General features: G+C 70.1%; 22 protein-coding genes. 18 read left to right on the top strand and 4 right to left on the bottom strand.

Annotated elements, in window-relative coordinates; genetic code table 11:
* The first annotated feature begins 1 nt into the window (after nucleotide 1).
* The 14 genes from rpmD to truA all read left to right on the top strand — a co-directional run bounded on the left by rpmD (nucleotide 2) and on the right by truA (nucleotide 9,122).
* Nucleotides 2-184, top strand: coding sequence for a 50S ribosomal protein L30 (gene rpmD / locus Dfulv_RS44300; RefSeq protein WP_190249371.1), 183 nt, complete (start codon nucleotides 2-4; stop codon nucleotides 182-184).
* Nucleotides 185-188: 4 nt separating this feature from the next.
* Complete coding sequence (gene rplO / locus Dfulv_RS44295; RefSeq protein WP_259859800.1) at nucleotides 189-647, top strand: 50S ribosomal protein L15; 459 nt, start codon at nucleotides 189-191, stop codon at nucleotides 645-647.
* Between the two features lie 191 nt (nucleotides 648-838).
* Nucleotides 839-2,173 carry a preprotein translocase subunit SecY gene (secY, locus tag Dfulv_RS44290; protein ID WP_259869450.1) on the top strand — a complete coding sequence of 445 codons (1,335 nt, stop codon included), beginning with the start codon at nucleotides 839-841 and terminating at the stop codon, nucleotides 2,171-2,173.
* On the top strand, nucleotides 2,173-2,826 hold the full coding sequence (locus tag Dfulv_RS44285; RefSeq protein WP_259859799.1) for an adenylate kinase: 654 nt from the start codon (nucleotides 2,173-2,175) through the stop codon (nucleotides 2,824-2,826). Before secY ends, Dfulv_RS44285 begins: the two co-directional genes overlap by 1 nt.
* 7 nt (nucleotides 2,827-2,833) lie before the next feature.
* Complete coding sequence (gene map, locus Dfulv_RS44280; protein ID WP_259859798.1) at nucleotides 2,834-3,676, top strand: type I methionyl aminopeptidase; 843 nt, start codon at nucleotides 2,834-2,836, stop codon at nucleotides 3,674-3,676.
* 92 nt (nucleotides 3,677-3,768) lie between these two features.
* Entirely contained in the window at nucleotides 3,769-4,254 is a 486-nt protein-coding gene (locus Dfulv_RS44275; RefSeq protein ID WP_259859797.1) for a DUF1707 SHOCT-like domain-containing protein, read from the top strand.
* 225 nt (nucleotides 4,255-4,479) lie between these two features.
* Nucleotides 4,480-4,701 carry a translation initiation factor IF-1 gene (gene infA / locus Dfulv_RS44270; RefSeq protein ID WP_007073013.1) on the top strand — a complete coding sequence of 74 codons (222 nt, stop codon included), beginning with the start codon at nucleotides 4,480-4,482 and terminating at the stop codon, nucleotides 4,699-4,701.
* A 73-nt stretch (nucleotides 4,702-4,774) separates the two neighbouring features.
* The gene (gene rpmJ, locus Dfulv_RS44265) at nucleotides 4,775-4,891 is read left to right on the top strand and encodes a 50S ribosomal protein L36 (protein ID WP_014687778.1); all 117 of its coding nucleotides are present in this window, start codon (nucleotides 4,775-4,777) and stop codon (nucleotides 4,889-4,891) included.
* Between the two features lie 209 nt (nucleotides 4,892-5,100).
* The gene (gene rpsM, locus Dfulv_RS44260; RefSeq protein WP_259859796.1) at nucleotides 5,101-5,481 is read left to right on the top strand and encodes a 30S ribosomal protein S13; all 381 of its coding nucleotides are present in this window, start codon (nucleotides 5,101-5,103) and stop codon (nucleotides 5,479-5,481) included.
* 43 nt (nucleotides 5,482-5,524) lie between these two features.
* Nucleotides 5,525-5,935 (top strand): 30S ribosomal protein S11, encoded by a 411-nt coding sequence (gene rpsK, locus Dfulv_RS44255; protein WP_259859795.1) that lies wholly within the window; start codon nucleotides 5,525-5,527, stop codon nucleotides 5,933-5,935.
* 16 nt (nucleotides 5,936-5,951) lie between these two features.
* Nucleotides 5,952-6,578, top strand: coding sequence for a 30S ribosomal protein S4 (gene rpsD / locus Dfulv_RS44250; RefSeq protein ID WP_259859794.1), 627 nt, complete (start codon nucleotides 5,952-5,954; stop codon nucleotides 6,576-6,578).
* A gap of 82 nt (nucleotides 6,579-6,660) precedes the next feature.
* Nucleotides 6,661-7,686, top strand: coding sequence for a DNA-directed RNA polymerase subunit alpha (locus Dfulv_RS44245; protein ID WP_259859793.1), 1,026 nt, complete (start codon nucleotides 6,661-6,663; stop codon nucleotides 7,684-7,686).
* Nucleotides 7,687-7,715: 29 nt separating this feature from the next.
* On the top strand, nucleotides 7,716-8,237 hold the full coding sequence (rplQ, locus tag Dfulv_RS44240) for a 50S ribosomal protein L17 (RefSeq protein ID WP_259859792.1): 522 nt from the start codon (nucleotides 7,716-7,718) through the stop codon (nucleotides 8,235-8,237).
* Nucleotides 8,238-8,315: 78 nt separating this feature from the next.
* Complete coding sequence (gene truA, locus Dfulv_RS44235) at nucleotides 8,316-9,122, top strand: tRNA pseudouridine(38-40) synthase TruA (RefSeq protein ID WP_259859791.1); 807 nt, start codon at nucleotides 8,316-8,318, stop codon at nucleotides 9,120-9,122.
* A 17-nt stretch (nucleotides 9,123-9,139) separates the two neighbouring features.
* On the opposite strand, the gene Dfulv_RS44230 is transcribed toward truA, so the two are convergent.
* Nucleotides 9,140-11,518 carry a relaxase family protein gene (locus Dfulv_RS44230; RefSeq protein ID WP_259859790.1) on the bottom strand — a complete coding sequence of 793 codons (2,379 nt, stop codon included), beginning with the start codon at nucleotides 11,516-11,518 and terminating at the stop codon, nucleotides 9,140-9,142.
* A 135-nt stretch (nucleotides 11,519-11,653) separates the two neighbouring features.
* On the opposite strand from Dfulv_RS44230, the gene Dfulv_RS44225 reads away from it, so the two are divergent.
* From Dfulv_RS44225 to Dfulv_RS44215, 3 genes are all read left to right on the top strand, one after another.
* Nucleotides 11,654-12,295 carry a class I SAM-dependent methyltransferase gene (locus Dfulv_RS44225; protein ID WP_259859789.1) on the top strand — a complete coding sequence of 214 codons (642 nt, stop codon included), beginning with the start codon at nucleotides 11,654-11,656 and terminating at the stop codon, nucleotides 12,293-12,295.
* 3 nt (nucleotides 12,296-12,298) lie between these two features.
* Nucleotides 12,299-13,954, top strand: coding sequence for an ABC-F family ATP-binding cassette domain-containing protein (locus Dfulv_RS44220; protein WP_259859788.1), 1,656 nt, complete (start codon nucleotides 12,299-12,301; stop codon nucleotides 13,952-13,954).
* A gap of 94 nt (nucleotides 13,955-14,048) precedes the next feature.
* Complete coding sequence (locus Dfulv_RS44215; RefSeq protein WP_259859787.1) at nucleotides 14,049-14,294, top strand: DUF2630 family protein; 246 nt, start codon at nucleotides 14,049-14,051, stop codon at nucleotides 14,292-14,294.
* A 117-nt stretch (nucleotides 14,295-14,411) separates the two neighbouring features.
* On the opposite strand, the gene Dfulv_RS44210 is transcribed toward Dfulv_RS44215, so the two are convergent.
* Genes Dfulv_RS44210 through nirB form a run of 3 tightly spaced genes read right to left on the bottom strand, consistent with a single transcriptional unit; the run spans nucleotide 14,412 to nucleotide 18,351 of the window.
* On the bottom strand, nucleotides 14,412-15,554 hold the full coding sequence (locus Dfulv_RS44210; RefSeq protein WP_259859786.1) for a uroporphyrinogen-III synthase: 1,143 nt from the start codon (nucleotides 15,552-15,554) through the stop codon (nucleotides 14,412-14,414).
* On the bottom strand, nucleotides 15,551-15,892 hold the full coding sequence (gene nirD / locus Dfulv_RS44205; RefSeq protein ID WP_259859785.1) for a nitrite reductase small subunit NirD: 342 nt from the start codon (nucleotides 15,890-15,892) through the stop codon (nucleotides 15,551-15,553). The genes Dfulv_RS44210 and nirD overlap by 4 nt, the downstream gene beginning before the upstream one ends.
* Nucleotides 15,889-18,351, bottom strand: a complete 2,463-nt coding sequence (gene nirB / locus Dfulv_RS44200) for a nitrite reductase large subunit NirB (protein ID WP_259869435.1) — start codon at nucleotides 18,349-18,351, stop codon at nucleotides 15,889-15,891. The genes nirD and nirB overlap by 4 nt, the downstream gene beginning before the upstream one ends.
* Nucleotides 18,352-18,708: 357 nt before the next feature.
* Here nirB and Dfulv_RS44195 point away from each other — a divergent pair, with 357 nt between their 5' ends.
* Complete coding sequence (locus Dfulv_RS44195; protein WP_259859784.1) at nucleotides 18,709-19,401, top strand: hypothetical protein; 693 nt, start codon at nucleotides 18,709-18,711, stop codon at nucleotides 19,399-19,401.
* Nucleotides 19,402-19,493: the final 92 nt, after the last annotated feature.

The following is a 19,493-nucleotide window of genomic DNA, read 5'->3' as shown; positions in this document are numbered from 1 at the left end:
CATGGCACGCCTGAAGGTCACCCAGATCCGGTCCGAGATCGGCTCGAAGCAGAACCAGCGGGACACCCTGCGGTCGCTCGGGCTGAAGCGGATCCGCGACGTGGTCGTCAAGGAAGACCGCCCGGAGATCCGCGGCATGATCCACACCGTGACGCACCTGGTCACCGTGGAAGAGGTGGAGTAATCCGATGACGATCAAGCTGCACCACCTCCGGCCCGCCCCCGGCGCCAAGACCGAGAAGACCCGTGTGGGTCGCGGTGAAGGCTCCAAGGGCAAGACGGCCGGTCGTGGTACCAAGGGCTCCAAGGCCCGGAAGAACATCTCGGCGGCGTTCGAGGGTGGGCAGATGCCCCTCCACATGCGCCTGCCGAAGCTGAAGGGCTTCAAGAACCGCAACCGGGTCGAGTACCAGGTGGTCAACCTGGCTCGTCTCGCGGAGCTGTTCCCGCAGGGCGGCGAGGTCGGCGTGGCCGAGCTCGTCGAGGCCGGCGCCGTCCGCAAGGGTGAGCTGGTGAAGGTGCTGGGCGACGGTGAGCTCGGTGGCGTGAAGCTCGACATCACCGCGCACAAGTTCAGCACGTCGGCCCGCGAGAAGATCGAGGCCGCAGGCGGTTCGGTCAAGCTGCTGGGCGGCGAAACCGCATAGAGCGCTATCGTGGCGTCCACCGGATCGGTGGGCGCCACGCGCCGCTCCAAAGCCGGGCGTGATGTGCTCCCAACATCCTGTTAGAGTCCGTTGCGCAGCAACACGTTCGACTCATACGTTCGACAGAGTTTCATGCACCATCAGGACCCCACCTCGTCGGCCACCCGGCCGCCTTGCGCAGGAGGATGAAGTTGCTCTCCGCCTTTGCCAGTGCGTTCAAGACGCCTGACCTGCGCAAGAAGATCTTTTTCACGTTGTTTATGATCGCCATCTATCGGCTCGGCGCCACGTTGCCCAGCCCTGGCGTCTCCTACGGCAACGTGCAGAAGTGCCTCGACATCGTCGAGAGCGGCAACAACCAGATCTTCACGCTGCTGAACCTCTTCTCCGGCGGCGCGCTGCTGCAACTTTCAGTGTTCGCGCTGGGCATCATGCCCTACATCACCGCGAGCATCATCCTGCAGCTGCTGACCGTCGTGATCCCTCGCCTGGAGCAACTGCGCAAGGAAGGCCAGTCCGGCCAGGCGAAGATCACGCAGTACACGCGCTACCTGACCCTCGGGCTCGGCATCCTGCAGGCCTCGGCGTTCGTCGCCCTGGCGCGGTCCGGCCAGCTCTTCGGCGGCGCGTGCGACCAGTCGCAGTACCCGATCATCCCGGACACCGGCAAGGTCCCGATGTGGCTGACGCTCACCATGCTGGTCATCACGATGACCGCCGGCACCGGCGTCGTCATGTGGCTGGGTGAGCTCGTCACCGACCGCGGCGTCGGCAACGGCATGTCGGTCCTGATCTTCACCTCGATCGCGGCCCGCCTCCCCAGCGAGGGCCTGCAGATCTGGCAGGACAACAAGACCACGTTCTTCGTGATCGTCAGCCTGGCCGTCGTGGTCATCGCCTTCGTGGTCTTCCTCGAGCAGGCGCAGCGCCGCATCCCGGTGCAATACGCCAAGCGCATGATCGGCCGGCGGATGTACGGCGGAACGTCCACCTACATCCCGCTGAAGGTCAACCAGGCGGGTGTCATCCCGGTCATCTTCGCCTCGTCGCTGCTCTACCTGCCGCAGCTGGTGACCTCGTTCGCAGGCTCCGACACCACGAACAAGACGGTTCTCTGGATCAACCGGAACATCGTGGCCCAGGACAAGCCGGCCCACATCATCCTGTACTTCCTGCTGATCATCTTCTTCACGTACTTCTACGTGTCGATCACGTTCAACCCGACCGAGGTGTCGGACAACATGCGGAAGTACGGCGGATTTGTGCCCGGCATCCGCCCGGGCAAGCCCACGGCCGAGTATCTTGACTTCATCCTCAGCCGCATCACGCTTCCCGGTGCGCTCTACCTGGGCATCATCTCGATCCTGCCCAACTTGCTCATCGGTATCGTGGGTGGCGGGCAGGCTCTGCAGAACTTCCCGTTCGGTGGCACCGCGGTGCTCATTATTGTTGGTGTGGGCCTCGAGACGGTGAAGCAGATCGAGAGCCAGCTCATGCAGCGCAACTACGAAGGGTTCCTCCGGTAGTGAGGCTGGTGCTGGTAGGTCCCCCCGGGGCGGGCAAGGGGACCCAGGCCGAGTTCATCGCCGCGCACCTCGCCGTGCCCAAAATCTCCACGGGCGACATCTTCCGGGCCAATGTCGGGCAGGGCACCCCGCTCGGCATCGAGGCGAAGCGCTACATGGACGCGGGTCAGCTCGTGCCGGACGAGGTGACCATCAACATGGTCTCCGACCGGCTCGCCGAGGGCGACGCCGCCGACGGCTTCCTGCTCGACGGCTTCCCGCGGACGGTTCCGCAGGCCAACGCCCTCGACAAGCTGCTCGCCGACCTGGGCACCGGGCTCGACATCGTGCTCGAGCTCGTCGTCGAGAACGAAGAGGTCATCCGGCGGCTTTCGGGCCGCCGGACCTGTCGTGGCTGCGGCAAGATCTGGCACGTCGAGTTCGACGCGCCCACCCACGACGGGGTGTGCGACCGCTGCGGCGGCGAGCTGTTCCAGCGCGACGACGACAAGGCCGAGACCATCGCCGAGCGGCTGAAGGTCTACGCACGCGACACGTCGCCGCTCGTCGACTACTACGGCGCACAGGGCAAGCTGGTGGGCATCGACGCCACGGGTCCGGTCGAGGACGTCACCGTGCGCGCGATCGACGCCCTCCGTTCGTACGGCGGCTGAAAGCTTCATGGGCCAGCAGGTCGAAATCGAACTCAAGACCCCGGAGCAGATCGGCCTGATGCGCCGTGCCGGGCTGGTCGTCGCGGACGCGCTCGCGCGGATGCGGGCCGCGGTCACGCCCGGCGTGTCCACGGCCGACCTCGACAAGATCGCCGAGGAGACCATCCGTGCGGCCGGGGCGATCCCGTCGTTCAAGGGTTACCACGGCTATCCGGCGTCGATCTGCTCGTCGGTCAACGACCAGGTGGTCCACGCGATCCCCAACGCGCGGCAGGTGCTGCGCGAGGGTGATCTCATCTCGATCGACTGCGGCGCGGAGCTCGACGGCTGGCACGGCGACGCCGCCATCACGGTCGTCGTCGGCGAGGGGCACCCCGACCTGCGACGCCTGATCCGGGTGGCGGAAGACGCCATGTGGTCGGGCATCGCGGCGGCCGCCCGGGGCGCCCGGTCCGGCAAGGGCCGGCTGACCGACATCTCGTATGCGATCCAGTCGTCGATCCGCAAGGCGGGGCGGTACGGCATCGTCAGCGGCTACGGCGGCCACGGCATCGGCAGTGCGATGCACCAGGACCCGTTCGTGGAGAACTCGGGCCGCCCGGGCAAGGGCCCGGTCCTGCGGCCCGGCATGGCCCTCGCGATCGAGCCGATGATCACCCGGGGCAAGCCGAAGGTGGCCGAGCTCGACGACGGCTGGACCGTGGTCACGGTCGACGGCTCCATCGCCGTGCACGTGGAGCACACGATGGCCATCTGCGACGACGGCGTCTGGGTGCTGACCGCGGAGGACGGCGGCCGCGCACGGCTCGGCGACCTGGTGACGTCGCGGGAGCCCGCGCCCACCTCCTGACCCGGATACCGGGCCAGGGAAATACCGGGGTGGAACGGTTGCCCTTCGAAATGGGATGCTGAGGACACCCGACTGGGGGCGAAGGGGGAACGGTGGCAGACCGGCGGGAAAACCTGCGTGCGGCCGATGTGGACCGGCAGTTCGTGGCGGAGCGCCTGAAGGCGGCGCTCGACGAGGGCCGGCTGTCGCTGGGTGAATACGACGACCGGCTCAAAGAGACCTACGCCGCGCGCACCTATGGCGACCTCGACAGGATCCTCAAGGATCTGCCCGGCTTCCACCCGGTGAACGATTCGCAGCTCACGCCGGCCGGGCCGGTGAGCTCTGCCACATTTACCGACAAAGATCGGAAAGACGGCCGCACTCCGTCGTGGCTGGTCGGCATCTGGGGCGCCTGGCTGGTGGCGGTCTCCGTCAATGTCGTGATCTGGGCCCTGGTCAGCATCTCCAGCGGCGAGGCCGTGTACTTCTGGCCGATGTGGGTCGCCGGTCCCTGGGGTGCCGTTCTGCTGGCTTCGACGATCAGCATGCGCGTGCTCGGCAACAGTCCCGAGCAGAAGCGCTATCGGGACAGTTGACCCAACTCCCGGGCCGCTGAGCGGGTGAAAGCCCCCGGATTTGGTACCAGGACTTCCCCCGCGTAGACTTGCCCATTGGCGCAAAGCGTCCACTCCTGCATGCCTCCACGCGCTTCTGTGGCATGACCGGAGCCGCGGCTGGCGCGAGGACTTCGACATCGTCGTTGACCTCGTGAAACGGATGCAAGCGTCGACCACCAGACCCGATGTCAGGTAGCGGAGGACATGCCGAAGAAAGACGGGGCCATCGAGATCGAGGGCCGAGTGATCGAGCCACTCCCGAATGCGATGTTCCGGGTGGAGCTCGCCAATGGCCACAAGGTCTTGGCGCACATCAGCGGGAAGATGCGGCAGCACTACATCCGTATCCTGCCCGAGGACCGTGTCGTCGTGGAGCTTTCGCCCTACGACCTCACTCGCGGGCGCATCGTCTACCGCTACAAGTAATTCGGTGTCGGTTTCCAGGTAACGGTCGGGCCTGCGGCCCCTACGTGGGTGCGCAGCGAGAGTTAGGCACACCGTGAAGGTCAAGCCGAGCGTCAAGCGGATCTGCAACAACTGCCGGATCATCCGGCGGCATGGCCGGGTCATGGTCATCTGCAGCACTGACCCGCGCCACAAGCAGCGCCAGGGCTGAGGTCCGGCGTTGCTCTGAGCCGCCGCTGAGAGGCGGCAGTGCAGATCCACACAGCACCACCTTGCACTTGCCCGTTCCAGCCTCGGGCCACCGCGCGTGACGCGCGGGAGCGCGTGGCTGACCCCCGGTCGGAGGCCGGGGCCCGTCTGTGGGCAGACGGGGAGCGGAGCGGGCACAGACCTCCGCACGGATGAGGAGTCAGCCCACCCATGGCACGTCTCGTTGGTGTCGATCTCCCGCGCGAGAAGCGCACCGAGATCGCACTCACCTACATCTATGGCATTGGTCGCACCCGTGCCGTCGAGACCCTGGCCGCCACCGGCATCGACCCCAACAAGCGGGCTCGTGACCTGACCGATGAAGAGATCGTGCAGCTGCGCGACCACATCGAGGCCAACTACAAGGTTGAAGGTGACCTGCGCCGCGAGGTCGCCGCAGACATTCGACGCAAGGTCGAGATCGGCTGCTACGAGGGCATCCGGCACCGCAAGGGCCTGCCCGTGCGCGGTCAGCGCACCCGGACCAACGCGCGCACCCGCAAGGGCCCGAAGCGCACGGTCGCCGGCAAGAAGAAGCCGGGCAAGAAGTAGTAGCCGGGTCGAGATCAGCAACATATCTAGGAGCGCATAGAGAATGCCACCGAAGGCTCGCGCCGGCGCGACCGCTGTCAAGAAGGTCCGGCGCAAGGAACGCAAGAACATCGCGCACGGGCAGGCGCACATCAAGAGCACGTTCAACAACACGATCGTGTCGATCACCGACCCGACCGGGGCTGTCATCTCCTGGGCCTCCGCCGGCCAGGTGGGCTTCAAGGGCTCGCGCAAGTCGACCCCGTTCGCCGCGCAGCTGGCCGCCGAGGCCGCCGCTCGTCGCGCGATGGAGCACGGCATGCGCAAGGTCGACGTCTTCGTCAAGGGCCCAGGCTCCGGCCGGGAGACCGCGATCCGCTCGCTGACGGCCGTGGGCCTCGAGGTCGGGCAGATCTCTGACGTCACGCCGCAGCCGCACAACGGTTGCCGTCCGCCGAAGCGCCGCCGGGTCTAAGGGAAGAGACAGAAACATGGCTCGTTACACAGGTGCCGACTGCCGTCGTTGCCGTCGCGAGAAGATGAAGCTGTTCCTCAAGGGCAGCAAGTGCGACGGGCCGAAGTGCCCGTTCGAGTCGCGTCCCTTCCCGCCCGGCCAGCACGGCCGTGGCCGGCCGAAGGAGACCGAATACCTCCTGCAGCTGCGCGAGAAGCAGAAGGCCCGCCGCATCTACGGCGTGCTGGAGCGGCAGTTCGAGGGCTACTTCGACGAGGCGGTCGCCAAGCCGGGCAAGACCGGTGAGGAACTGCTGAAGATCCTCGAGTCGCGACTCGACAACGTGGTCTACCGCGCCGGCCTGGCGACCTCGCGTGACGCGGCCCGCCAGCTGGTGAGCCACGGCCACATCCAGGTCAACGGCAAGAAGGTCGACATCCCGTCGTACCGTCTGCGCGAGCACGACATCGTGCAGGTGCGCGAGAAGTCGCGTCAGCTCACGCCGTTCCAGATCGCGCAGGGCCTCGCGGGCAGCAAGACCGTCCCCGCGTGGCTCGAGTTCATCCCGAGCGAGCTCAAGGTCCTGGTGCACAGCCTGCCGGCGCGGCAGGTCATCGACACCCAGGTCCAGGAGCAGCTCATCGTCGAGCTTTACTCGAAGTAAGCAACAACAGGCGGGGCCGATCCCGGCCCCGCCTGCTCGGAGCGCGTCATATAGCGGGCGCGCAACGAACCTGGAGGAAACAGTGCTCATCTCCCAGCGGCCGAGTCTCGCCGAAGAGTCGATCAGCGAGGTCCGGTCGAAGTTCACCATCGAGCCGCTCGAGCCGGGCTTCGGTTACACGCTCGGCAACTCGCTGCGTCGCACCCTGCTGAGCTCCATCCCGGGCGCGGCGGTCACCAGCATCAAGATCGACGGCGTGCTGCACGAGTTCACCACGATCCCCGGCGTCAAGGAGGACGTGGTCGAGCTCGTCATGAACATCAAGGAGCTGTGCGTCAGCTCCGAGCACGACGAGCCGGTCTCGATGTACCTGCGCAAGCAGGGCCCCGGCGACGTCACGGCGGGCGACATCCAGCCCCCGGCCGGCGTCTCCGTGCACAACCCCGACCTCAAGCTGGCCACCCTCAACGGCAAGGGCCGGCTCGACATGGAGCTGACCGTCGAGCGTGGGCGGGGCTACGTCACCGCCAACCAGAACAAGCAGCAGGGGCAGGAGATCGGCCGCATTCCGGTCGACTCGATCTACTCCCCGGTGCTGAAGGTCACCTACCGCGTCGAGGCGACCCGTGTCGAGCAGCGCACCGACTTCGACCGGCTCATCATCGACGTCGAGAGCAAGCCGTCGCTGACCCCGCGCACCGCGCTGGCCTCGGCCGGCTCGACGCTGGTCGAGCTGTTCGGCCTGGCGCGTGAGCTCGACGAGACCGCCGAGGGCATCGACATCGGCCCGTCGCCGCAGGACGCGCAGCTCGCTGCCGATCTGGCGCTGCCGATCGAGGAGCTGGACCTCACCGTCCGCTCGTACAACTGCCTCAAGCGCGAGGGCATCAACTCCGTCGGCGAGCTGATCAGCCGCACGGAGGCCGACCTCCTCGACATCAGGAATTTCGGTCAGAAGTCGATCGACGAGGTCAAGATGAAGCTCGCCGGGATGGGTCTGGGTCTGAAGGACTCCGCCCCGACGTTCGACCCGGCACATGTCGTGGACTCGTTCGCGGACGTGGACTACGACAACGATCACGACTACCGCGAGACCGAACAGCTCTAGCCGGCTGTTGTACCAGAGGAGTCCCAACCATGCCCACGCCCACCAGGGGTCCCCGCCTCGGCGGTAGCCCCGCGCATGAGCGGCTGATGCTGGCGAACCTCGCCACGTCGCTGTTCAAGCACGGTCGCATCAAGACCACCGAGACGAAGGCCAAGCGGCTGCGCCCGCTCGCCGAGCAGCTCATCACCAAGGCCAAGCGCGGCGATCTGCACGCGCGCCGTCAAGCGCTCTCCGTGGTGCGGGACAAGGACGTGGTGTACGCGCTGTTCGACCAGATCGCGCCCCGCTTCAGCAACCGCCAGGGTGGTTACACGCGGATCGTGAAGACCGGCCCGCGCAAGGGTGACGCCGCGCCGATGGCGATCATCGAGCTGGTCGAGGAGCTCGAGGTCGCCGCGACGTCGACGCCGCGCAAGGCCGACCGGAAGGCCGCCAAGGCCGACTCGATCGCGGTGCTGGCCGGCGACGAGGACACCGAGCCGGCCGCCAAGGCCGACGCGGACGCCGAGCCGGAGGCCGGCGAGGCGAAGGACGACGAGACCAAGGCCTGATCACCAGCTGAGGTCCGTGGGGCCCGGCACCCTCCGTGGGTGCCGGGCTCTTTCCTTGAAATCTGGGAGTTGTACCTCATGAGCACGCGACTTCGCCTGGACGTCGCCTACGACGGCACCGACTTCTCGGGGTGGGCGGCCCAGCCGCAGCGGCGCACCGTCGCCGGGGAGCTGGGCGCCGTTCTGGGGCGGCTGTTCGGCAGCGTCGAGGGGCTGACGGTCGCCGGCCGTACCGACGCGGGGGTCCACGCGACCGGCCAGGTCTGCCACGTCGATGTGCCCACCGAGCGGTGGGAGAGCATCGGCGGGGCGCTCATGCGCAAGCTGGCCCAGTTGTTGCCGCCCGACGTCCGGGTGCGTGCGGTGACGGAGGCGCCGGCGGAGTTCGACGCCCGGTTCTCGGCGCTGTCCCGCCGGTACGAGTACCGGGTCGCCGACGCGCCGCACGGCGCCGAACCGCTGCGCCGCCGCGACACCGTCGCCTGGCCGCGACCGCTGGACGTCGACCTGCTCAACGCCGCGGCCGCCGGCCTGGTCGGCGAGCACGACTTCGCCGCGTTCTGCCGGCGCAAGGAGCACGCGACGACGATCCGCGCGGTGAGCGCGCTGCACTGGCGCCGCGACCCCGACGGGGTTGTCGTCGCCTCCGTGGTGGCCGACGCGTTCTGCTGGTCGATGGTCCGCAGCCTGGTGGGTGCCCAGTTGATCGTCGGCGACGGACGGCGGCCGCCGTCGTGGCCGGCGAGCCTGCTCAGCCGTACCGTCCGGGCCGACGAGGTGATGGTGGCGCCGGCGCACGGGTTGACCCTGGTCGAGGTCCTGTACCCGGCCGACGTGGCCGCCCTGCGCGAGCGGGCCGAGCTGACCAGGCGGCGCCGGGACTAGCCCGGGCGCCGCGGCGGTCAGCTCGCTCCCGGCGCCGGGGATGCGGGCAGCGACGCGGCCGGGGTCGCCTCGGGCTGGACGATGGCCCGGTTGCCGATGATCTCGTTCTCCAGGTAGGTCTCGACGATGTCGAACGTGATCTGCCGCGGATACGGGTCGCTGGGGGCGAACGCGTTGCCGTCCACCCGGGCGATCACGCAATAGGCGATGAAGTGGCCCTTGTAGTTCCAGCCGAGCTGCGTCGGTGCCCGCACGAGTGCGTCGGTGCCGGTGCCGGCGCCGACACTCATCCCGGAGAAGCGGCCCTTCTGCCCGTCGACGATCGGCTTGACGCCGTCGAAGGCCAGCGCGGCCGCCTTCTCGGTGTCCAGGTTGAAGATGCCGGCGGTGATCAGGTAGTCCTCGTTGGGCGACTTCATCGTCGCCCGCACGACCTCGCTGCAGCCCGCGTTCATGAGCAGGGTGGCCAGCTCGTCGGTCGCCGCCGTCTTGCAGTCCGGCGAGGCCTTGGTCGAGAGGATGACGTAGGGCGGCTCGTTGGGCACCGCCACGATGTTGTTGCTCGGGAAGACCTCGGCCTCGGTGAGCGGCGCCGGGTCGACCTGCCGGCTGCTGATGTCACGCTTCTTCGGCCCGCTGGTCGTGCTGGACCGCGCCGATTCGGGGCCGTTGCGCTCGTCCTTGAGGATGAACCAGGTGCCGATGCCGCAGGCGGCCAGCACCACCACGACCGCGATCACGCTGAGCATGGCGATCCAGCGGTGCGGCCGGTGCTCCGGCCGCACCGGGTCGATGACCGCCCGTGGGTGTGACCCGGTGCCGCCCCGACCCGGACGCCCGGGACGCTCACCACGCCCCGGCGGACCGGACGGCCGGCCGCCCGGCGGCTCGCGCAGCGCACGCTGGCTGCCGCCGCCGGTGTAGTCGCCCGAATGCTCCCCGGTGCCCCGGGCGCCGCGCCGCCGGGCCGTCGAAGGGTCGTCGTATCCGCGGCCCGGCATCGCGTCGTCGAGGGCGCGCCGCTGGTGCGGCGCCTCGTCACCGGCCGGGCCGCGCAGGGCGTCGGCCCGCCGCCGCACTCCGGTGTCGTCGCGCCGGCGCGGTGCGTCGACGTCGGCCGGCGGGGCGCCGGCGGCGAACGCGGCGGGCACCGCGGCGCGGCCGGGCCGTCCGGTGCCGGTGTCGTCCCGCCCGAACCCGGCCGGACCCTCGGCGTCGTAGCCGTGGCTCCGGTGTGGGACACCGGGGTCGCCTGCGCGCCGGCTGCCGGTGTCCTCGCCGAATCCGGTGCGCTGCCGGCGCACGCCGACGTCGTCACCGGGGCGGAACGCGGTGGTCTCACCGGCACGGAACGCGGTGGTCGCATCGGGGCGCCCCGCGGCGCCGAAACCGTTGCCACCCGTCGCCTCGTAACCGTTGCCGGTGCGGAAGGAGCCGCTGTCATCGGAGCGCGCCCGGCGGCGTCCGCCGACCTCACCGGTGCGCGGATCCGCCGCCTCCTCCGCCTCGCGGCGGGCCCGGCGGCCGGTCGTGCCGCCGCTGGTCGGGGCGGCGTCGGGGCGCATCGTCGGGAAGATCGGCACGAGCGGCGGCGGCTCGGTCGCCGGCTGCTGGGCCACGAGGTCCGCCAGCGGTTTGATGATCGGGGTCAGCTCCGGACCGTGGTCATACGACTCGGAAGGGCCGGACTGGCGGCGCCCGGTGGGCTCGTCCTCGCGGGCACGGCGCCGGCCGGCCCGGGGCTCCGCGGGGGCGGCGGGAAGCTGCTCGTCGAGAGCGGGACGCGCGGGAGGCGGCACCGCACGGCTGAAGCTGCCGCTGGGCGACTCCGTGCGGCCGAAGGTGCCGCTCGGGGAGTCGGCCCGGCCGAAGCTGCCGCTGGGCGACTCCGTGCGGCCGAAGCTGCCACTCGGGGAGTCGTCGTCGCGAGCGCGGCGGCGGCCGCCGATCATCTCGGTGGCGTCGGGCAGCGCGGGACGGGCCGGAGGTGGCGCCGGTGGCAGCGAGGCCGGGCTGAAGACGCCGCTGGGGGAGTCGGCGCGGCCGAAGCTGCCGCTCGGGGGCTCGTCGCGGTCCCGGGAGCGCCGGCCGCCGGGCCGTCCCGGGCCGTCCTGGTCGTCGGGCGGCGGCGGGAACGCGCTCCGGTCGAACGGACCGGACCGATCGGGTGGTCCGGACCGGTCCGTCGAGCGGTCGAACGCGGGAGCGTCGGGCGGGGGCCGGTCGAACGCAGGGTGATCAAAGGCTGCCGGCTCCGGTGGGGGTGCCGCGAACGGGTCGGGCTCTCCCCGGCCGGTGCCGCGAAGCCCCGCCAGCCAATTGTCGGCTTCGTCCGCCTCGTCCCGGCGGAACGAGTCGGATCGCCGTTTCCGGCGCGGCTCGTTCCCAGAAGTCATGTCGCACAGGGTAGCCGACACGGCGTAGCGGTGTCGTATGGGCGATGTTGCGCACAATCCGAACGGGTGGCCGCCCGGATTACCCGTCACCTGCTTGGGGACAATGCGTTGCGAAGGCGGTCAAGGGAGGGCAGCGTGTCCGGCGAGCACTACTTCTCGGCCGACCCGGCGGTCGCGCACGAGCGGCACCGGGTCGAGTTCACGGCGTTCGACCAGGAATTTCGCCTGGTCTCGGCGTCCGGCGTGTTCTCGTCCACCCGGCTCGACCCGGGCACGGCGGTCCTGCTCGACAAGGCGCCGCTGCCCGGTCCGGAGACCACCGGCGCGCTGCTCGACCTCGGCTGCGGCTATGGCCCGATCACCGCCGTCCTGGCCGCCGCGGCGCCCCGTGCGACGGTCTACGCCATCGACGTGAATCGGCGCGCCCTCGACCTGGTCCGGGAGAACGCCGCAGCGCTCGGTGTCGCCGACCGGGTCGTCGCGTCGACCCCGGACGAGGTGGCGCCGACTGTCGGGTTCGCGCAGATCTGGTCCAATCCGCCGATCCGGATCGGCAAGGCCGAGCTGCACGCACTGCTCCTGCGCTGGCTGCCCCGGCTGACCCCGGACGGCGTCGCGTGGCTGGTCGTGGCCAAGAACCTGGGCGGCGACTCGCTCCAGCGCTGGCTCGGCGAGCAGGGTTTCCAGGTCGAGCGGCACGCGAGCCAGAAGGGTTTCCGGATCTTCAGCGTCCGAAAACCGGGCGACGCGCGTACCGAAGCCGCCTTAAATCTCTGAGCTGTGGGATATGTCGACGTAGCCGGGGTCGGGCACACGCTGCCGGACGGCCGTGAGCTGTTCTCCGAGGTGTCGTTCCGGGTGGGTGAGGGCGCGAAGGTGGCGCTCGTCGGGCCGAACGGCGCGGGCAAGACGACGTTGCTGAAGATGGTCGCCGGCGACCTCCCGGTGCGCACCGGCGTCGTCGCGCGCTCCGGCGGGCTCGGCGTGATGCGCCAGTTCATCGGCATGATCGGCGACGACCGCACCCTCTACGACCTCGCCCTGGACCTGGCGCCACCGCGGCTGCGCGCCGCCGGGGAGCGGCTCGCCACCGCCGAGCGCGCCATGCACGAGGCCACCGGCGCGTCCGCCGAGAAGGCCCAGTTGCGATACGCCAACGCGCTGGCCGCCTGGGGCGAGGCGGGCGGCTACGACGCCGAGGTCCTCTTCGACACCGCCGGCGTCGCCGCGCTCGGCCTGCCATGGGACCTCGCGAAGGACCGGCCGGTGCGCACCCTGTCCGGCGGCCAGCAGAAGCGCTTCGCGCTCGAGCTCCTGCTGCGGGGTGAGGACGAGGTGCTGCTGCTCGACGAACCCGACAACTTCCTCGACGTGCCCGGCAAGCGCTGGCTCGAGGAGCGGCTGCGGGAGTCGCCGAAGAGCGTCCTGTACGTGTCCCACGACCGGGAGCTGCTGGCCCAGTCGGCCGACCGGGTGGTGGCCGTCGAGGGCGGCTCCGCGTGGGTCCATCCCGGCGGCTTCGCCTCCTGGCACGAGGCGCGGGTCGCGCGGCACGAGCGGCTCGACGAGCTGCGTCGCCGCTGGGACGAGGAGCACGAGAAGCTCAAGGCGCTCGTCCAGATGTACAAGACCAAGGCCGCCTACAACGACGGCCTGGCGTCGCGATACCAGGCGGCCCAGACCCGGCTGCGCAAGTTCGAGGAGGCCGGCCCGCCGCCCAGCCCGCCGAAGGACCAGGACATCCGGATGCGGCTCTCCGGCGGCCGGACGGGCAAACGCGCGGTCGTCTGCGAGCAGCTGGAACTCTCCGGCCTGACGTACCCGTTCGACCTGGAGTTGTGGTACGGCGACCGCCTGGCGGTCCTGGGCGGCAACGGCACCGGCAAGTCGCACTTCCTGCGGCTGCTGGCCCGGGGCGGCACGGACCCCGTCGAGACGCCGATCGGCGCCGCCCTGGCATCCGTCGAGCACGAGGGCGCCGTCCGGCTGGGCGCGCGGGTGCGGCCGGGCCACTTCTCGCAGACGCACGACCGGCCGGAGCTGCTGGACAAGACGCTCGCCGAGATCCTGTGGCGGGGCGACGAGTGGCGGGACGGCCTGCCGCGGCCGCAGGCGATGCCGGCGCTGTCGCGGTACGAGCTGGCGGCGCAGGCCGACCAGCGGTTCGGCACCCTGTCCGGCGGCCAGCAGGCACGGTTCCTGGTGCTGCTGCTGGAGCTGTCCGGCGCGACGCTGCTGTTGCTCGACGAGCCGACGGACAATCTCGACCTGGCCAGCGCGGAGGCGCTGGAGGAAGGGCTGCGCAGTTTCGCCGGGACGGTGATCGCCGTGACGCACGACCGCTGGTTCAGCCGCTCCTTCGACCGTTACCTGCTGTTCCGCTCCGACGGTGAGGTGGTGGAGGTGCCCGAGCCGGTGTGGGAGGGGCGCGGTTAGCGGACAGGGTGTGCGGTCCGCCGGGCGCTCCGCGTGGTGACGTCGGCGCCTCCGACTCCTCCGGATCCGGCGCGGTTGGTGGATGATGCAACTCATGGACGAGAAGACGTTGATCCACCAGATCTCGACGCTGGTCGACGATGAGCACAAGCTGCGCACCCAGCTGCAGCAGGGCAAGATCACGGAGCAGGAGGAACACGACCGGCTCCGGGCCGTCGAGGCGCAGCTCGACCAGCTCTGGGACCTGCTGCGCCGGCGCCGGGCGGCGCGACTGCAGGGTGTTTCACCGGATGAGGTCGAGGCGCACTCGCTCGACGAGGTCGAGCACTACCTGCAGTAGCCCGCTCTGCTCTCCCGCTGCGATGGTCGAGCAGTTGTGGTGCCTGATAAGCCGGACGAATACGGAGTGTCCCGGCACCACAAGTGCGAGATCGACGCGATGAAGGGCGACGAGGGGTCAGTCCACCCGCAGGCGGTAGCCCCGCTTCACCACGGTCTGGACGAACGCCGAGCCGCCGAGGGCAGCGCGGAGCCGGGCCACGGCCATCTCCACCGCGTGCTCGTCGGCGCCACGCGGGAGCTCCCGCAGTAGGGCGGCCCGGGACAGGACCCGGCCGGGTGAGGCCGCCAGAGCGCGCAGGACCGCCATCGGGCCCGGCGCCAGCGGCTTCAGGGTGCCGTCGATGATCGCGGCGTGACCGCGCAGCGTGACCGCCGCGCCCGCCACGTGCAGGGTGGGTGCGCGCTTGGGCAGCTCGTCGACCAGGATGCGGACCAGGGCACCCAGGCGGGCGCGCGACGGGGCCGCCACCGGCACGCCGAGGCGCTTCAGCGGCGCGGCGGTCACCGGTCCGACACAGGCCGCAAGCACGTCGGTACGCAGCGCTTCCAGCACGTCGGGTGCCTCCGAGCCGGCGACCCGCAGCAGCGAGCTGACCGCAGGCGCTGAGGTGAACGTCACAGCATCGACGAGCCGCGAGCAGGTCAGGTCGACCAGCCGCCGCAGCGGCGCGGGGTCGACCGGGGGAGCCCAGCGGTAGACCGGGATCTCGACGACGATCGCACCGGCGTCACGCAGCGCCGCGGTGAACTCGGGATGCGGCTCGCCGTGTAACTGCAGGGCGAGCCGCCGACCGGCGATGCCGCCGGGGAAGCCGCCGCCGAGCAGGAAGTCGAGCACCTCGTCGCAGCTCTCCGTGTCCGGCGACCAGGCCTCCATCATCCCGGCCGCACGGACCGCGCCCCTCGCCTTCGGACCGCGGGCGATCAGGAAGGCGCCGTTCAGCCGGGCGCGCAGGGCCTCACCCAGCCCCCAGCCCTCCGCCGCCTCGATCCAGCCGCGCAGGCCGATACCGGTGGTGGCGATGACGATCTCCGGCGGGACGTCGACGCACGAGATCGTGGCGGCCTTCAACTCCGTGTCGTCCGCGACGGGGACGATCCGCAGGGCCGGGGCGAGCACGACACGAGCGCCCCGCCGTTCCAGCAAGGCGCTCAGTTCGTCGCGGCGGCGGTCTGCGGTGACGGCGACGGTGAAGCCCGCGAGAGGCAGGTCCTCGCCGAACGCGGTCTGCGCTTCCAACGTGCTGCTCGCGCTCATGTGCCGGCCGCCTGCTCCGGCGCGCCGACCTCGACCAGCCCGTCACGCACCCGCACCGGGAAGACCGGCACCCGCACGCCCGGTGCGTCGAGGCACTCGCCGCTGCGCAGGTCGAACGCCTGCTTGTGCATCGGCGAGGCCACCACCGGCACGTCGCCGCGATTGCCGACGATCCCCCGGGAGAGCACCGCCGCGCCGCTGATCGGGTCGAGGTTGCCGATGGCGTGCACGCCACCGTCGAAGACCCGGAACACCGCCACTTGCGCCCCGTTGACCAGTGCGGCCACGCCGCGCTCCGGCTCCAGGCGGGGGTACGGGCAGACGACGGTCCACTTCATGAGCGCACTCCTAGGACGACGGGCACGGGTTGTCCGCGCTCGGAAACGAAGGAGATCGTCGGGTCCGGGGTATCGGGCGCGTTGACGAACGACACGAACCGCGCAAGCCGGTCGGGGTCCTCGACCGTGGCCTTCCACTCGTCCACATAGGACGAGATGTGGTGGGCCATCATCGCGTCGAGTTCGCCCGCGATGCCGAGGGAGTCGTCGACGATGACGGCGCGCAGGTAGTCCAGTCCGCCGTCCAGCGCCTCGATCCACGCCGACGTGCGCTGCAACCGGTCGGCGGTGCGGATGTAGAACATCAGGAACCGGTCGATCAGCCTGACCAGTTCCTCCGTGGACAGGTCGGCGGCGAGCAGGTCGGCGTGGCGCGGCCGGAACCCGCCGTTGCCGCCGACGTACAGGTTCCAGCCCTTCTCGGTCGCGATCACGCCGAAGTCCTTGCCCTTGGCCTCGGCGCACTCGCGGGCGCAGCCGGACACCGCGGACTTGATCTTGTGTGGGGCGCGCAGCCCGCGGTACCGCAGCTCGAGCTCGACGGCCAGCCCGACGGAGTCCTGCACGCCGTACCGACACCAGGTCGACCCGACGCACGACTTCACGGTGCGCAGCGCCTTGCCGTAGGCGTGCCCCGACTCGAATCCGGCCGCGACCAGCCGGCTCCAGATCGCGGGGAGCTGCTCGACACGGGCGCCGAGCAGGTCGATGCGCTGGCCGCCGGTGATCTTCGTGTAGAGGTTGAAGTCCCGCGCGACCTCGCCGATCACGATGAGCTTGTCGGGCGTGATCTCCCCGCCGGGGATGCGCGGCACCACCGAGTAGGTGCCGTTGCGCTGGATGTTGGCGAGGAAGTGGTCGTTGGTGTCCTGCAGCGCGGCCTGCTCACCGTCGAGCACGTAGTCGTTGTGCAGCGACGCCAGGATCGAGGCGACCGTCGGCTTGCAGATGTCACACCCGCGGCCGGTCCCGTGTTCGGCCACCAGCTTCGAGAACGTGTGGATGCCCCGGACCCGGACGATGTCGAACAGTTCGGCGCGGGAATACGTGAAGTGTTCGCACAGGGCCTTGCTTGCGGCGACACCGCTCTCCGCCAGGAGTTGCTTCAGCAGCGGTACGCACGACCCGCAGCTGGTGCCGGCCCGCGTGCACGACTTCAGCTCCGCGATGTCCGCGCAACCGTCGGCGATGGCCGCCTTGATCTGGCCCTTCGTGACGGCGTTGCAGGAGCAGACCTGCGCGCCGTCGGGCAGCGTGGCCTGGCCGGCGCCGTCGCTCGGCGGCGCGAGCAGGGTCAGCGGATGGCCGGGGAGCGGACCGCCGACGCTGGCACGCAGCGTCGGGTAGGCGCTCGCGTCGCCGACGAGGATGCCGCCCAGCAGCGTCTGCGCGTCGTCGGAGAGGACGAGTTTGGCGTACCTGCCGTTGGCCGGGTCCAGGTACACGACGTCGAGCAGGTCGTCACGCAGTGCGTCGCCGAAGCTCGCCACGTCGACGCCCAGCAGCTTGAGCTTTGTCGACGTGTCCGCGCCGGGGAACTCGGCGGCGCCGCCGAGCAGGCGGTCCGCGACGACCTCGGCCATCGCGTAACCGGGTGCTACCAGGCCGTAACAGCGACCGCTGATCTCGGCGCACTCGCCGATCGCGTAGACCGCCGGATCCTCGGTGCGGCAGCTCGTGTCGACGATCACCCCGCCGCGCGCCCCCGTAGCGAGCCCCATGGCGCGGGCCAGCTCGTCGCGCGGCCGGATGCCGGCGGCCACCACCACGATGTCGGCCGGGACGTGCCCGCCGTCGGAGAGCGTGAGTCCGAGCCGGCCGCCGGGCGTCGTCTGCCGGATGGCGGTGGTGCCCGCGCCGACGTGCACCCGGACGCCCAGATCCTCGACGTGCCGGCGCAGCACCGCGCCGCCCGCCTCGTCGACCTGCACCGGCATGAGCCGCGGCGCGAACTCGATCACGTGGGTGCGCAGCCCGAGCAGGCGCAGCGCGTTGGCCGCTTCCAGGCCCAGGAGCCCGCCGCCGATGACCGCGCCGACCTCCTTGCCCGCCGCGTGCGCGCGGATCGCCTCCAGGTCGTCGAGCGTGCGGTAGACGAAGACGCCTGCCTGGTCGACGCCGTTGATCGGGGGCACGAACGCGGACGAGCCGGTGGCCAGGACGAGGGCGTCGTAGGCGTACTCACCGTGGGCCGTCACCACGCACCGTCGCGAGCGGTCCACGGACAGTGCCGGCTCGCCGAGCCGCAGGTCGACGCCGTCCGGCACGGTGTACGTCAGTTCCTCGGCCGTGACGCCGTCGAAATACGCCGAGAGTCGCACCCGGTCGTAGGCGGACCGGCCCTCTTCGGCGAGGACCGTGATCTGCCAGCGCCCGTCGGGGTCGCGGGACCGCAACGCCTCGACGAACCGGTGGCCGACCATACCGTGGCCGACAACAACGACCTTCCTCGAACGCATCGACATGCTTGAGTCACTCATGCGTTGCCCCCGGTGACGCGGGGAAGGCGACAGCGTTTCGGTGCTGTTTCCGTGCACGGGGTGGCCGGGCAGCATGTGGCAACCGCTTCGGACATGGCCAAAAGGCTGCCTTCGGGCGGTTTCGGTCGGACGTCCCGAATGTTTCCTACCTGCTAAGAGCGCCTCACACGGCCTCTGGGCAGGAGGTTATCGAACCGTGGCCGGAGCGGCGTCGATCATGATCGATGTCATCCCAGTGTATGGACGGATGTGCCAGATCTTCGCACGGTAGGGTGGCGACGGTTCGCAGCGGGGTAAACAAGCACCGACCCCTATGTAACAGCAAGGAGGAAGTAGATGCGCACAACCGGCAAGGTCGCCACAGCGGCTGTTGCGGTGTTCAGCATCGGGCTCGCCGGATGTAGTGGCAATGGTGGTACACCGGGCTCGTCGACCTCGGCCGGTGCCTCCGGCAGCACCTCGACGGCTCCGTCAAGCAGCGCCTCAGGTTCGAGCGGCGGCAGCGACCCCGGTTCCGCGGCGTCCTGCCTGGTCGGCACCTGGAAGGCCGGCAACCTGACCGGCAAGCTCAGCGGGCCGGTCGACGGCACGTTCCAGGGCGGCGGGGGCACGCTGCTGACCATCGACTCGGCCGGCAAGACGCAGGTCGACTTCGGCTCCATGCAGCCGGTGACCTTCACGTTCTCCGTCTCCGGCAACGACGTGAAGGGCAGCTTCTCGTACGGCGGCAAGGTCAACGGCACGGTCAAGACCCCCACCACGCCGAGCGGCACGCTCGAGCCGACCGGCACCGTCGACTTCAGCACGCTGACCGTCACCGTCGACATGACCGCCCCCGCCGCGGTCCGCGTCGCCGACAAGGTGTCTATCGGCGAGTTCGCCGGTTCCGGCACCGCTGACACGGGTGGCGCGGTCGACGCCCAGCCCGTGCTCAAGAAGAGCCGGTACGACTGTGATGGCAACACCCTCAAGCTCTCCCCGCCGCAGGGTGGCGCCGACACCGGCACCTGGACCTTCACCAAGTCCTGACCCGCGCAGCCCGTCGCGCGCAGCCCGTCGCGCGGCCTGTTCCGCGCGATCTTGGAGTTGTGGTTCCGAAGTATCCGAAATGTCGGGGCAAT

The sequence above is a fragment of the Dactylosporangium fulvum genome (genome assembly GCF_025137375.1).
Lineage (GTDB): Bacteria > Actinomycetota > Actinomycetes > Mycobacteriales > Micromonosporaceae > Dactylosporangium > Dactylosporangium fulvum.
This window is presented reverse-complemented; position numbering and strand designations above follow the sequence as displayed.

Bases quoted from the DNA above. Each gene is read 5' to 3' on its own strand.
- rpmD (WP_190249371.1), top strand. From the start codon at position 2: ATGGCACGCCTGAAGGTCACCCAGATCCGGTCCGAGATCGGCTCGAAG.
- rplO (WP_259859800.1), top strand. From the start codon at position 189: ATGACGATCAAGCTGCACCACCTCCGGCCCGCCCCCGGCGCCAAGACC.
- map (WP_259859798.1), top strand. From the start codon at position 2,834: ATGGGCCAGCAGGTCGAAATCGAACTCAAGACCCCGGAGCAGATCGGC.
- infA (WP_007073013.1), top strand. From the start codon at position 4,480: ATGCCGAAGAAAGACGGGGCCATCGAGATCGAGGGCCGAGTGATCGAG.
- rpsM (WP_259859796.1), top strand. From the start codon at position 5,101: ATGGCACGTCTCGTTGGTGTCGATCTCCCGCGCGAGAAGCGCACCGAG.
- rpsK (WP_259859795.1), top strand. From the start codon at position 5,525: ATGCCACCGAAGGCTCGCGCCGGCGCGACCGCTGTCAAGAAGGTCCGG.
- rpsD (WP_259859794.1), top strand. From the start codon at position 5,952: ATGGCTCGTTACACAGGTGCCGACTGCCGTCGTTGCCGTCGCGAGAAG.
- rplQ (WP_259859792.1), top strand. From the start codon at position 7,716: ATGCCCACGCCCACCAGGGGTCCCCGCCTCGGCGGTAGCCCCGCGCAT.
- truA (WP_259859791.1), top strand. From the start codon at position 8,316: ATGAGCACGCGACTTCGCCTGGACGTCGCCTACGACGGCACCGACTTC.
- Dfulv_RS44230 (WP_259859790.1), bottom strand. From the start codon at position 11,518: ATGACTTCTGGGAACGAGCCGCGCCGGAAACGGCGATCCGACTCGTTC.
- Dfulv_RS44215 (WP_259859787.1), top strand. From the start codon at position 14,049: ATGGACGAGAAGACGTTGATCCACCAGATCTCGACGCTGGTCGACGAT.
- Dfulv_RS44210 (WP_259859786.1), bottom strand. From the start codon at position 15,554: ATGAGCGCGAGCAGCACGTTGGAAGCGCAGACCGCGTTCGGCGAGGAC.
- nirD (WP_259859785.1), bottom strand. From the start codon at position 15,892: ATGAAGTGGACCGTCGTCTGCCCGTACCCCCGCCTGGAGCCGGAGCGC.
- nirB (WP_259869435.1), bottom strand. From the start codon at position 18,351: ATGCGTTCGAGGAAGGTCGTTGTTGTCGGCCACGGTATGGTCGGCCAC.
- Dfulv_RS44195 (WP_259859784.1), top strand. From the start codon at position 18,709: ATGCGCACAACCGGCAAGGTCGCCACAGCGGCTGTTGCGGTGTTCAGC.